This is a genomic window from Brevibacterium sp. 239c (genome assembly GCF_900169365.1).
Classification (GTDB): domain Bacteria; phylum Actinomycetota; class Actinomycetes; order Actinomycetales; family Brevibacteriaceae; genus Brevibacterium.
In genome coordinates this window covers 97,180-109,956 of sequence record NZ_FXZH01000006.1, presented here as the reverse complement: position 1 = coordinate 109,956, position 12,777 = coordinate 97,180, and the positions used below count along the sequence as shown (strand labels likewise).

The window sequence follows — 12,777 nt, the reverse complement described above, 5'->3', positions numbered from 1 at the left end:
CTCTACCACTCGATTTCGGTCATTGCGGTGTTGAGCCCGGATCCGACTCCCATACACAGGATCCGATCGCCGGGTTTGAGGCTTGATGCCTCACGGGCGAGCGTGATCGGCAGGGATGCCGGTCCCACATTGCCCAATTCGGGATAGGTGACCGGAATTCGCTCGGAGTCGAGATTCGCGGCCTTCTTGATCGAGTTCACGTGTACGTCGGAGACCTGATGCATGACGTAGCGATCCATCTCGCGCCAGTTCCAGCCGTCCTCATGGGCTTCCTCCCACGCGGCGACGACGAGTTCCATACCACCGGCCAGCAGACCCTTGGTGTCGGTGAACATGCCGTTATGATCGCCCACGCACAGTGCGTGATGCTGGGTCGCGGCGCGGGTGATGCCGCCGAGGATGCGGTGGCCTTCCGGGTGTTTGTCCGCCGGTCCCAGGACCGCGGCGGAGGCGCCGGATCCCAGTGTGAGGGAAGCGAACTCGTTGAGGTATTCCTCACGGCTGATGCCCTCTCGGGTGAGCCGTCGCAGGGTAGCCTCCTGGACTCGGGAGGCGTCTTCGCCAGCGACGACGAGGGCGTATTCGATCTGCCCCGCGTCGATCATGCTCGCGGCCAGGGTCATGCCGTTGACGAACCCGAGGCAGGCGTTGGCGATGTCGAAGTTCATCGCCTGAGAACCAAGACCGATTCCGGCGTGAACGCCGACGGCTACGGAGGGCTCTAGGTGTTCACGCGTGACAGAGGTGTTGACCATCAGTCCGATGGAGTCGGGGGAGACCCCCGACTCTTCCAGGGCCTTCTTACCTGCGGCGATCGCACCGTCGGCGAACTGACTCGGCTGATCCCAGTTGCGCCGGGCATAGACACCGGCGACACGCTGGAGGAGTCCAGTGGGCAGGTTGAGGGTGGACAGGGTATCGGCGAGGCGCTCGTCGAATTCTTGAGAGGTCACTTCGTTCGGGGCGAGGATCTCGGTCAGGCCGAGAAGCGCCACGTTCGAGTGCCGGAATGTTGCGTTGCCATTCGCCAATTGAGGTTCTCATCCCTTTGCGGGTTGTGCGTCGTCTGCTGAGGGCCGATGCGACGCACCTTTGAGGCGTGCCACGACGGAGGAAGTCCGGAGACTATCTTATATCCCTCAGGCTGAATAGTTACTTAACGAGTGAACCAGGTGAAACCGTCGTAGGCCATTCCGGTCGCGCAGAGGACCGCGATCCCGGCCAAGATGATCGACGTCACCGTGTGCGAAACCTTCGAGGACTGGAAGCGAACGGCCCGCGAATGGGACATAGGACGGTCGGTGACGAAGCGTCCGAACTGGACGAAGATGCGCCAGTCCATGACGTCGATGAGGGACTTCGCCGCCAGTGTGAAGACGATGATGCAGCCGATGCCCATGAGGAGCAGGAAGATGAAGCCCATGAACCCGAATTCGCGGAAGAAGTCGACGACGCGGTCGGCGATGGCAGTGGCGAAGCCGGTGAACCCTTCGCTGAAGGGCAGCGCGTCGAAGGAATCGGTGATGCGGCCCAGAGTGAAGCCGTCGCGTTCGGTCCGCTCTGCGCCGATGAACATGGCGACAGCGGCGGCCAGGGCCACGAGGAGGTTGATGATCGTGATCGTCGAATTGTCGGGCCAGAATTCGAGGGACTTCAGCGTGTAGGTCGACGCCAACGCCACGCAGATGATGGCGCCGGCCAGGGCGCCGACCGTGGCGGGAAGGAGCAGATTGTTGAAGAACACGAACGCGATGACGGCGATGAGGGCGGCGCCGAAGATATAGGTGAACACCGCCAGCGTGTCACCGTTCGAAGAGGTGGCCGCGCGACGGTTCGCTTCGACCATCTGCCCCGACTGCCCGATATTGTCCCGCAGTTCTGCTTTCGTGGCACGCGTATCGGTGTCGGCTCCGGTCGCGGGCAGCACGCGGGTCTCGTCCTCGGGTATGCCGTAGAAGCGGTTGGGCTGATCATAGGCCTGCGTCGACTGGTTGTACGCCCGAGTCGACGGGTCGTAAGAGCCGCCTCGCGGTCGAGCCCCCGGGCCGGTGCCCTGCTGGCCATAGCCCGGCTGACCGTAGCCGCCCGGGCCGTAGCCCTGCTGCTGTGGCGCCTGTCCGGCCTGGGGTCGACGCTGCGGAGCCGGCTGCCATCTGCCGATCCGAGACGCGATGAGGTAGACGATGAGGACGACGAGTGCCGCGAGGACTCCGATTGAGATGCTGGCGCCGAGCTCGCTCATGAGGGACTTCCTGGGGATGGACAATGATGGTCGTGTGCTCAGTCTATGGAGGAACGGAGCGGTAATCACGTTCACACAGATGTCGTGCCGCGACTGTAGGGTGAGATCACGACCTGACCCGAGCTCTCAAGCAGTGGGGTCCGCCCAGCATTCGAAGGAGAATCGCGATGAGCAACGCCCAGGCATTCACAACAGCGGCCATGCCCCTTGACCAGCAGATCGTCCTTGTCACAGGTGCCGGACGCGGAGTGGGATCATCGATCGCGAAGGCCTTCGCACATGAGCAGTCAGCGCTCGTCATCAACTACCGCTACTCCGCTGAAGCAGCCGAGGAACTCGCCGAGGCGGTCCGTGCTCGCGGTGGGCGTGCAGTGGCGATCGAGGCCGATGTCACCGACTCACGCGCCGTCGACGCCCTGTTCGCCGCCGCGCACGCCGAATTCGGCGCTCCTGTGTCGACGGTGGTCAACAATGCTCTCGTCGACTTCTCCTTCAACGGAGAGGAGCGGCAGCCGGCAGACGAAATCGACTTCTCCGATTTCACCGACCAGTTCCGTGGAGCCGTCGGGGCCGCGCTCAACACCGTGCAGGCAGCGATGAGTGGATTCCGCGAGATCGGATCGGGACGCGTCATCAACATCGGGTCCAACCTCGTGCAGAACCCCGTCGTGCCCTACCACGACTACACCGCGGCCAAAGCCGCTCTGCTGTCGCTGACCAGGACCTTCGCCAAGGACCTCGGACCCTCGGGAGTCAGAGTCAACATGGTCTCCGGTGGGCTGCTGCGCACGACCGATGCCTCCTCGGCGACTCCGGAAGAGGTCTTCGACCAGATTGCGGCGCAGACTCCGCTGGGCCACGTGACAACTCCGGAGGAATTCGCCTCGGCGGTGGTGTTCTTCGCATCCCCGGCTTCGCGGGCGGTGACGGGACAGAACCTCGTCGTCGACAACGGTCTGGTGATGGGCTGAGGCGACTGGGGTCACACTCGGTCGAGGAACGCCAGACTGCGGTCGAGGAGCAGCTGTGCGCTGTCCTCACGGTAGTCATCGACCAGTGGGTCGCTGAACAGATGGCTCCCGCCGGGGTAGAGGAAATACTCCGCCCGTGCTCCCGCTCGCGCGGCCGACTCCATCAGAGTCTGCGGCGCACCTGAGTCTCTCCACTCATCATCGACGGAGAAGTGGATCTGGACGGGCACATTCCCCTGCCACCGAGTCGGCTTGGGGAAGCCGCCGCCGTGGAAGAGGAGCGCACCGCGTGCACGCGAATCGTTCTTGCCCATCTGCTGGGCGATGCCGGCCCCGAGTGAGAGACCGGCGAAGACGATCTCATCCGGCAGATCAGCACATGCCGCGGCAACCCGGTCGACGAGCTGCGAGAACCCGACCTCCTGTGAGTGACCGACCCCCGCCTCGGCGGTGGTGAACGTCCGTCCTTCGTAGAAGTCGGGGGTGACGACGGTGTGCCCGGCGGCGGTGTAGCGACCGGCGATGGCTTCCATACCGGGAGTCTTGCCCAGTGCGGAATGGAGCAGAACGAGGGTTGTCATGGCTGTCTCCTGTTTCGTCAGTTGAATGCAGCCGAGCCGCATCGCGACAGGAGCCGCAGCGGCTCGGCTGCCTCAGTGGCCGTGGCTCGACCGATCCAGCGGCCGTGGCTCATGTGTCTCAGCGGCTGTGACCGTGTGGAATGGCGAAGGAATCGGCGCGTGCCGTCGCCCAATCATCGGCCCACGAATCGGGAGCCCCGTTGAGCAGTTCGCCGGGCTTGAGCCAGTCGTAGAGTCTGGCATAGGACCACGACTCGGACGCCGAGACATTGCGGCGCAGCATGGTCGGCTCCAACTCATCCGGGTGCGTTGCCCCCATCGAAGCCATCAGGCGCACAGCCTCGGCGACGGTGCCCTCGTGGTAGTTCTTCACTCGGGTCGACTTATCGGGCACATCGATGGCACGTGCCCGGCGAGGATCCTGCGTGGCCACGCCGACGGGACATTTGCCCGTGTGGCAGGCCTGGGCCTGGATGCAGCCGACGGCCATCATCATGGCGCGGGCGGAGTTCGTGAAGTCCGCGCCCTGGATGAGGCGTTTGACGATGTCGGAGCCGCTCGCGATCTTTCCGGATGCGCCGATCTTGATCCGGTCGCGTAGACCCGAACCCATGAGCGCGTTGTGCACGATCATCAGGCCCTGCGTCAGCGGCAGGCCGACATGGTCCTCGAACTCCAGGGGTGCTGCGCCCGTGCCGCCTTCGGAACCGTCGACGATGATGAAGTCGGGGGTGATCCCGCTTTCGACCATCGCCTTGCAGATGGCGAGGAATTCGGTGCGCGAGCCCACACAGAGCTTGAAGCCGGCAGGTTTACCGCCGGAGAGCTCACGCATCTTCGCAATGAACTGCAGGAGTTCGATCGGTGTGGAGAACACGCTGTGGTTCGGTGGGCTGATACAGGTCTTGCCGACGGGGATGCCGCGGATCTCCGCGATCTCTTCGGTCACCTTCGGGCCGGGGAGGACACCGCCGATGCCGGGCTTCGCGCCCTGTGAGAGCTTGAGAGAGACCATTTTGACCTGTGGATCCTGGGACTTCTTGGCGAAGATGTCCGGATCGAAAGTACCTTCGGGGGTCCTGGCGCCGAAGTAGCCGGTGCCGATCTCCCAGATCAGATCGCCACCGAATTCCTGGTGGTAGGGCGAAATGGATCCTTCTCCGGTGTCATGGGCGAAGCCACCCATGGCGGCACCCTTGTTGAGTGAGCGCACCGCGTTGTGGCTCAGTGATCCGAAGCTCATGGCCGAGACGTTGAGCAGGGAGATGTCATAGGGCTGGGTGCAGTCCTCACCGCCGATGCGCACGCGTGGGGGAGTCGGAGAGTTGGTGATCGGAACCGCGGAATGCATGAGGGCCTCATAGCCCGTGCGGTTGACGTCGTGCTCGGTGCCGAAAGCATGCTCGGAGTGCTTGCCCTTGGATCGTTCGTAGATCGTCGTACGGGTATCGCGGCTGAACGGGCGGCCGTCCCAGTTGCGTTCGATGAAGTACTGCTGAATCTCGGGACGGATCGATTCCAATAGGAACCGTGCATGGCCGGCGATTGGATAGTTGCGCAGAATCGAATGTTTCTTCTGGGTCACGTCCCAGGCGGCAAGGGCGCCGAGCCCGAGGGCTGAGACGGCTGCGGCGGCACCAGCCATCTTCCTTCCAGTCGAGTGACCGGTGACCAGATGAACCCTGGGGAACTTATTTTGCATTGAGCCTCCTCGGTCGGTACTTGATGCGAGCCTAGACCGAGAACGCGGGGATTTCAGGAAAGGGTGGGCTAAATTTCAGAACAGCTGCGCCAGCAGTGCCGGGAGCAGCGAATCGAGCTGGAGCGAATAGCCGACGATGAGGAGGAACCCGGTGGTGATCCACGCGGCTTCCTTTCCGGTCTCATAGCCACGCAGGTGAGCACGGTTATAGCGAAGACCGCCGGCCATGACGATGACGAGGTCGACGATCCACCACAGGCCCAGCCCGCCCAAGGTCAGAAGCTTGAGCCCGCCGGTGGCGAAACGTCCCGTGTAGAAACGGTCGGCGCCGAGGAATCCTAATGCCAGTGACAGGATCCAGGTGACGAGGAAGGAACGGTTGGCGCGCTCCGGTGCGGCTTCGGCCTCAGCATCCGGTCGGTTCCGCCAGTCCGGTTGGTCCCGTTGGGCAGAGGAGTCGATGGGAGGCAGGTCGGGGGCCAGAGATGGCACGGACATGGTGTGCTCCTTCTCGTGCTTGCCGCTCTCCGTGATGCGATCGAAGCGATGCGGAGAGCCGGGGGATGGGCGTCAGGTGGGGGACCTGAGTACAGCCTAGGAAACCCATGGGTGTGAGCGCATTGGGGTTTTCCCCAATGTCGACATAGCGTTGGTTCCATGAGCACAGGTGAACCGAGCGCGACGAGTACTCGGCGAACCATCGTTGCAGTCTTCTTGGCTGGAGTCTCGGTCTTCCTTGTCCTCTACGAGACGCAGGGGCTTCTCCCCGCCATCCGCGGTGCCTACGACGTCGACGCTCCGACTGCGAGTCTCACGGTCTCGGCCACCAACGTCGCCATGGCGGTCTTCCTCATCCCGTTCTCCATGCTCGCCCCGCGTATCGGGCATGCCAGACAGATCGCCGGCGGCGTGGTCCTGGCCGCGCTGCTGGCACTCATTCTGCCCTTCATGCCGAGCCCCGAACTGCTCATCGCCGTCCGCTTCCTCCAAGGTGTGGCGATCGCTGCGGTACCGGCCACCGCGATGGCCTATCTGTCGCTGCGCCTGCCGGCGGCGGCGCTGCCCGGAGCGATCGGCGTCTACATCGCCGGCAACACGATCGGTGGACTCTCCTCGCGGCTGCTGACCGGCCTTGCCGCGGAGATCCTCGGCTGGCACGGCGGACTGGCGTTCACCGCAACAGTGTCCCTGCTCTTCGGACTCATCGTCGTCTGGCTGCTCCGCCATGACCTCTTCACGACGTCGAAGTCCGAAGCCGCTCGGGCGGCTGCCGAGGCTGAGCCGAAGTCCTCGCCAGCCGCGCAGCCCTCGGCTGATGCGCACACCGCATCACCACCTCGGCGAGCGATCATTCCACTGGGATCGGGGCTGTGGCGGATCTATCTCACCGGATTCCTCTGCATGCTCGTCTTCGGCGGGTCCTTCACGATGCTCGGCACCCGGCTGCAGCAGGATCCCTGGCGACTGAGCGAAGGCGCGGTCGCCCTGTTCTTCCTCATCTACCTCGTCGGCACCGTCGTCACCACGTATTACGGCCGACTGGCCACAAAACTCTCGCGCACCTCGCTGACGCTGATCGGGATGGTCACGGCGCTCATCGGTGCCGGGCTCACCCTCGTGGACTCCTTGAGCGTGATCATCATCGGCATGTCCCTGCTCACCGGGGGCTTCTTCCTCGGGCACACGGGAGCATCCGCGGCAGCGAGCGCCTCCCGTCCCGGAATCGACTCCACTCGCTCGGCGGCCATCTACCTCACCGTGTACTACCTGGGCACCAGTTTGGGCGCGTGGCTGTCGGCGGTCCTGTTCACCGATTTCGCGTGGCCGGGTGTGGCGTTCATGTGCATGAGCGCCCTGTTCGCGGTTCTGATCTTGACCCTGACCGGGGCTTCGGTAGGGTTCAAGAAGCGCAGCTGATCAAACGTTCAGCTTAAGAACCGGAGGACCTCATGCCCCACGCAGCACATTCGAATGTCACCTATGCGATCGAGCGGGGCGTCGCCCATGTGGAGATCGACCGCGCTGAGAAGCTCAACTCGCTGACTAGAGAGGTGTTCGAAGACCTCGTCGAGGTCGGCCTCGCGCTCAAGGAATCGACTGAGGTCAGGGCTGTCGTGCTCTCCGGTCGAGGACGTGCCTTCAGCGCCGGTCTGGACTTCACCGAAATGTCCCGGCTCGCCGACGAGGGCACCGCCACCACCGAGACCGGTACCGAGACCTCGTCCACCGCCGAGGCGGGTGCGGGGAATGCCTCATCGACCGGTGGCACCGTTGACGTGGGTGAGCGCCTCGGGTCCGCTCGCGCACTGGCTCAGAAGGCCGTGCACGTCTGGTCTCTGATCGAGGTTCCCGTCATCGCCGGGCTCAGAGGCCCGGCCCTCGGCGGCGGAATGCAGATTGCTCTGGGTACCGACATCCGCATCGCCGGTCCTGACGTCCAACTCTCGTTGATGGAGATCAAATGGGGGATCATCCCGGACATGTGCGGAACTCAGCTGCTGCCGCGCCTGGTCGGTCCCGGAATGTCGAAGAAGCTCATCGCCACCGGTGAGGCCGTCGGAGCCGAGGAGGCACTGCGGATCGGGCTTGTCGAAGAACTGGCCGAGGACCCAGTTGAGCGAGCACTCGAACTCGCCGGCGATATCGCTGGGAAGTCACGCTCGGCTCTCGTGTGGGTGAAGAAGCTCGTCGACCTCTCCTATGAGGCCGATCTGACCACGGGCCTCGATGCGGAGCAGGAGGCGCTCGCCTCACTCATCGGCACCGACGAACAGCGCCAGGTCGTACAGGAACGTCTGGCCGCCATGGCCAAGCGATCGAAGGGCTGACGAACAGTGGGCTGACGAACAGTGGGCCGGCGGGCAGCGGTTCAGCTGTGACGTTGGGCTGCAGTTCAGCCGTGTTTGCCGGGGAACTCCGGGCGGACCGGGTCGATGTTCCGGTCGGATCCGACCGCCTCGGCGACGGTGGCGAAGGTGTCGAGTTCGCGCAGGAGCACAAGTGTCGGACGCATCAGTTTGAGACGTTCCTCGGCCTCGGCGGTGAGGAGTTCGCGCACCGACATCCATTCGCTCGAATGTGCCTCGGTGGTCTGATGATGGGCCGACTCAAGGACGCCGCCTGCGAGCACGTAGAAGTAGGTGTCGAAGCGTTTCGGCCGTCCGACCGGGGTGACCCAGTTCGCCCACGGCTTCAGCCCGGAGGGATCGAGCACGGCTCCGGTCTCCTCTTCGACCTCACGCACGGCGGTGGCCAGCAGGACGCGCCACCCATCGCTCACCTCGGCGATGGTGGAGTCCTTCCACGCCGCCTGATGACTCTGCGGGTCGGGGACCTCGATGGATGCTGCGGTCTGCTCATCGATGGGATCGACGCGACCGCCGGGGAAGACGACGACACCGGCGGCGAAGTCCATCGTCGACACGCGATGCTGGACGAAGACCTCGAGTCCGGTGCTGCCATCGCGGATCATGAGCACGCTCACGGCGGGCTTGATCGGCACCGCGCTCGGATCGGGCACATCGGGGCCGCGGCTGGAGGAGTCGGCGAGGTCCGAACGGTCGGACCCCTCGGGGGAGATATCTCGAATCACTGTCAGCACCCTCGCTTCTGTGTCTGGTCGTCACCTCCCATTATGACGCTGAGGACTGCACCGGGCGGAGGCGGGGTGCGGTGGGGCCCGGTCGGGGAGGTGCCGGGGCGATCAGCTGAGCGAACATGCGGCAGGATACGATGGAACCAGAGCAGAACGACGGCGAATTTCTCAGGTCGACTTGAGCGCTGGAGTTTAAGAATCGGCGCACGGCACCGGGCGTCGAGAGCCCGCAGACCGGAAGAGTGCGGAAATGAGCGGACTGGAGATCTATCCTTTCTTCACGATCGACCAGGCGTGGCCCAACTGGCTGATATTCACGCTCCTGACTGTCGATATGATCATCCGCATCGTCGCTCTGGGCTGGATTCCGCACAACCGCAGACCTTCTGTCGCCCTCGGCTGGCTGCTCGCGATCTTCCTCCTCCCCTACCTCGGAATTCTCGCTTTCCTGCTGCTCGGCTCCGCCAAGCTGCCGAAGCGGCGGCGGGACAAACAGCTGCTTGTCAACGACATCTTCCGTGATCAGACCGATGACCAGGCGATCATCGGCGACTTCGCCCACATGCCCGAGCCTCTGAGCACAGCGGCACAGCTGAACTACGATCTGGGTGCTCTGCCGATGACGCATGGCAACTCCTTCGAGCTCCAGACCGACAACCACGCGTGCATGGAGGCGATGGCCGATGAGATCGACGCGGCCACGAGATTCGTCCACTTCGAGTTCTACATCGTCGCCATCGATGACACGACGAGGCGGCTCCTCGAATCGCTGCTGGCCGCGCATGAGCGCGGGGTGGAGGTCCGAATCCTCATCGACCATCTGGGCTCACTGGGATATCCGGGCTACTCGGAACTGGTCAAAAGGCTCAACTCCTCCGGAGTGGCATGGCGTCGAGCCCTGCCGATCCGCCCCTGGAAGGGCGAGTACCAGCGGCCCGATCTGCGCAACCACCGGAAGATCCTCGTCGTCGACGGATCCGTCGCCTTCACCGGCTCCCAGAACATCATCGACCGGTCCTATAATAAGCGACGCAACCGGCGGAAGGGCTTCCAATGGATGGACCTATCGCTGAAATGCACCGGCCCAGTCGTCGATGAACTCGATGCTGTCTTCATCACGGACTGGTATTCGGAGACTGGAGAGTTCTTCGAAGAATCGTCCGAAGGGGAACTTCAGGCTCCGCAGAACGGTGGCATCCAGGCGCAGGTGGTGCCCTCGGGGCCAGGATTCGAAGATGAGAACAATCTGCGCCTGTTCAACCACCTCATCTACAACGCGAACCGCAGCGTCGTCGTCTGCTCACCGTACTTCGTGCCCGACGAATCGCTCATGCATGCGCTCACGACCGAGGCCCGGTCCGGAGTCGACGTGCGCCTGTATGTGGGAGAGACAAGCGATCATTGGGTCACGCAGCGGGCCCAGCAGTCCTATTACGCCGATCTGGTGCGGGCCGGAGTCCGGATCTTCTTGTATCACGCACCTACCGTCCTGCATTCGAAGTTCCTTCTCATCGACGATGAAGTCTCGATCATCGGGTCTTCGAACATGGATGAGCGCTCGTTCGCAATGAACATGGAGGTCACCATGTTCATCGTCGACAAGGAATTCACCCAGCGCATGTATGACCTCGAAGCGGAGAAATATACTCCGAACTCTGTCGAGCTCGACGCAGACGAGTGGAACGATCGACCGCTGCTGAACAAGTATGTAGAGAACGTCGCCAGGCTCACGAGCTCGCTGCTGTGAGTTCGTGATCGCGTGATGGACTGCGCCGGAAATGACAACGTTCCCGCACACTGATCCAGTGTGCGGGAACGTTGTCGCCTACCGCCGACGGCTGCAGGACAGTCGCCGAGCGGGTCAGCCGCCTATCTGCGTAGGCGAGAGCCTCGGTGCGAGGGTCTCAGATAAAGATATTCAGGCGTCTTCGGAGAGCCCGGATGGGCCTTCGTCGTCGAAGTCGCGCATGGGATCAGCGATGACATCGTCCTTGACCTCTGGGCCACCAGCGGACTTGCTGCCTGATGTGCCGGCGGACTTATTGCCTGCAGCGCTTGCGCCGGTTCCGGCGGCTCCGGTGCCGGTTGAACCGGATCCTGCTGCGGAGTTGACCTTGTCGGCTGCGGTCTGGACAGCATCGGCGACGGCTGGCGACTTGTCGCGAATCGACTGGTTGGCCTTTTCGACGGTGTCCTGCACTCGCGGATCGGTCCAGAGATCCTGGGCCTGGGCCTTGAGCTTTTCGTAGCTCTGACGCCCGGTGCGTGATCCGAGTACGTAACCGACTCCCAGACCAGCCAGGAGAATCAAACGCTTCTTCATCTTCCTGCTCTCCTTTTCAGCTTGCCGTGACTGCATTCGACACTGTCGAGTGCTCAGACCAACGTTGAGCGTCGGTCGATTGCCTCGGTATTGTGCCCTGGTTCTCCACCTTATACTGCAGATGGTTCCGGAGTGAAAGAATATCGTCTCAGATTTGTGGAGTGGATACAGTTTTTCGGCGCTCAGCTCACCGTCGGCTGCTGCTGGGTGATGCAGTGGATTCCGCCTCCCCGGGCATAGAGTTCGCGCGCATCGACGCCGACGACCTTGCGTCCCGGGTACACCTTCTCAAGCACGGACACCGCCTCGGCGTCCATCGGGTCGTCGAAGGTGCAGGCGATGACCCCGTTATTGGTGACGAGGTGGTTGACGTAGGAATAGTCGACCCAGCCCTCATCATCGCGCAGCACCTCAGGAGCGGGAATCGCCACGACCTCGAAGGGCTGTCCCTCGGCAGTGGTCTCCGCGGTGAACTGGGTCTTGAGCGCCTGAGAGAATTCGAAGTCCGGGTGTTCGGGATTGCGCTGATCGTGGATGAGGACGACCCCGGGGCTGGGCATGGCTGCGACGATGTCGACGTGACCGCGGGTGCCGAAGGTCTGATTGTCGCGGTGGAGGCCGTGCTCGAGCCAGATGACCTTCTTGGCCCCGATCGTGCGGGCGAATTCGGCTTCCACATCGGCCTCGGTCAGGTCGGGGTTGCGTCCCGGATCCAACTGCACGCTGCGCGTGGCCAGCACGGTGCCCTGCCCGTCGACGTGGATTCCGCCGCCTTCGTTGCGCAGTTGGGAATCGATGATCGGGACCCCGGCCTGGTTCGCAACGTAGCGGCCGATGTGCTGATCGTGATCCCACGTCGCCCACTCCTGAGCGCCCCAGCCGTTGAAGACCCAATCCACTGCGTGCAGCGCTCCGTCGTCGTCGACGACGAAGCTCGGACCGATATCGCGCATCCAGGCGTCGTCGAGTTCGGCATTGACGACGGTGATCGGATGAGTGATCCCCTCGCCGAGGTGGTGGCGGGCATTGTCTGTCTGCGACGTCGAGACGACGACCGTCACCGGGGTGAACTCGCTGGTGGCACGTGCCACTGCGGCCCAGGTGCGGCGGGCCGCCTCGGCCTCTTCCTCGGTGTCGCCTAAGGCGTAGCCGGAGGACGGGAACGCCATCCAGATGCGATCGTGGGCAGCTGTTTCCGCGGGCATGTGAAACGTCATCGTTCATCCCTTCGAGTCTGACTGGTTTGTCCCGAGTGTAGCGAGGTTCTGCGCTTGGAGGTCAACGGATTCCGCACCACCCCGGGCGGTGAAAGATGAGCCCGTATAGTCTGGCGTGGAGGACAGAGCGCCTGGAAATGAGGGCT

Annotated in this window: 12 protein-coding genes; 4 read left to right on the top strand and 8 right to left on the bottom strand. The window is 63.4% G+C overall.

Going from position 1 to position 12,777, the window contains the following annotated elements; all coding sequences use genetic code 11:
• Positions 1–2 precede the first annotated feature (2 nt).
• Both BSP239C_RS07600 and BSP239C_RS07595 read right to left on the bottom strand, forming a co-directional pair.
• Positions 3–1,031 carry a 3-oxoacyl-ACP synthase III gene (locus tag BSP239C_RS07600; RefSeq protein ID WP_101571506.1) on the bottom strand — a complete coding sequence of 343 codons (1,029 nt, stop codon included), beginning with the start codon at positions 1,029–1,031 and terminating at the stop codon, positions 3–5.
• Between the two features lie 125 nt (positions 1,032–1,156).
• Complete coding sequence (locus BSP239C_RS07595; protein ID WP_101571504.1) at positions 1,157–2,242, bottom strand: hypothetical protein; 1,086 nt, start codon at positions 2,240–2,242, stop codon at positions 1,157–1,159.
• Between the two features lie 167 nt (positions 2,243–2,409).
• Between BSP239C_RS07595 and BSP239C_RS07590 the strand changes: the two genes are divergently transcribed.
• Positions 2,410–3,213, top strand: coding sequence for a 3-oxoacyl-ACP reductase (locus BSP239C_RS07590; RefSeq protein WP_219618859.1), 804 nt, complete (start codon positions 2,410–2,412; stop codon positions 3,211–3,213).
• A gap of 11 nt (positions 3,214–3,224) precedes the next feature.
• Here the strand turns inward: BSP239C_RS07590 and BSP239C_RS07585 are convergent, their stop codons facing one another.
• The 3 genes from BSP239C_RS07585 to BSP239C_RS07575 all read right to left on the bottom strand — a co-directional run bounded on the left by BSP239C_RS07585 (position 3,225) and on the right by BSP239C_RS07575 (position 5,994).
• Positions 3,225–3,794: a dienelactone hydrolase family protein gene (locus BSP239C_RS07585; RefSeq protein WP_101571502.1), complete on the bottom strand. Its 570-nt coding sequence runs from the start codon at positions 3,792–3,794 to the stop codon at positions 3,225–3,227.
• A gap of 118 nt (positions 3,795–3,912) precedes the next feature.
• Entirely contained in the window at positions 3,913–5,496 is a 1,584-nt protein-coding gene (locus tag BSP239C_RS07580; protein ID WP_101571500.1) for an FMN-binding glutamate synthase family protein, read from the bottom strand.
• A 75-nt stretch (positions 5,497–5,571) separates the two neighbouring features.
• The gene (locus BSP239C_RS07575) at positions 5,572–5,994 is read right to left on the bottom strand and encodes a TM2 domain-containing protein (RefSeq protein ID WP_101571498.1); all 423 of its coding nucleotides are present in this window, start codon (positions 5,992–5,994) and stop codon (positions 5,572–5,574) included.
• Between the two features lie 159 nt (positions 5,995–6,153).
• Here BSP239C_RS07575 and BSP239C_RS07570 point away from each other — a divergent pair, with 159 nt between their 5' ends.
• Both BSP239C_RS07570 and BSP239C_RS07565 read left to right on the top strand, forming a co-directional pair.
• Positions 6,154–7,413: an MFS transporter gene (locus BSP239C_RS07570; protein ID WP_101571496.1), complete on the top strand. Its 1,260-nt coding sequence runs from the start codon at positions 6,154–6,156 to the stop codon at positions 7,411–7,413.
• Between the two features lie 32 nt (positions 7,414–7,445).
• Positions 7,446–8,324, top strand: a complete 879-nt coding sequence (locus tag BSP239C_RS07565) for an enoyl-CoA hydratase-related protein (RefSeq protein ID WP_101571494.1) — start codon at positions 7,446–7,448, stop codon at positions 8,322–8,324.
• A 65-nt stretch (positions 8,325–8,389) separates the two neighbouring features.
• On the opposite strand, the gene BSP239C_RS07560 is transcribed toward BSP239C_RS07565, so the two are convergent.
• Complete coding sequence (locus BSP239C_RS07560) at positions 8,390–9,088, bottom strand: NUDIX hydrolase (RefSeq protein ID WP_101571715.1); 699 nt, start codon at positions 9,086–9,088, stop codon at positions 8,390–8,392.
• A gap of 253 nt (positions 9,089–9,341) precedes the next feature.
• Between BSP239C_RS07560 and cls the strand changes: the two genes are divergently transcribed.
• Positions 9,342–10,838: a cardiolipin synthase gene (gene cls, locus BSP239C_RS07555; RefSeq protein ID WP_101571492.1), complete on the top strand. Its 1,497-nt coding sequence runs from the start codon at positions 9,342–9,344 to the stop codon at positions 10,836–10,838.
• 171 nt (positions 10,839–11,009) lie between these two features.
• Here cls and BSP239C_RS07550 read toward each other — a convergent pair whose 3' ends face one another.
• Both BSP239C_RS07550 and BSP239C_RS07545 read right to left on the bottom strand, forming a co-directional pair.
• Positions 11,010–11,414 carry a hypothetical protein gene (locus tag BSP239C_RS07550; RefSeq protein WP_101571490.1) on the bottom strand — a complete coding sequence of 135 codons (405 nt, stop codon included), beginning with the start codon at positions 11,412–11,414 and terminating at the stop codon, positions 11,010–11,012.
• Between the two features lie 182 nt (positions 11,415–11,596).
• Positions 11,597–12,619, bottom strand: a complete 1,023-nt coding sequence (locus BSP239C_RS07545) for an agmatine/peptidylarginine deiminase (RefSeq protein ID WP_219618858.1) — start codon at positions 12,617–12,619, stop codon at positions 11,597–11,599.
• Between the last annotated feature and the right edge of the window lie 158 nt (positions 12,620–12,777).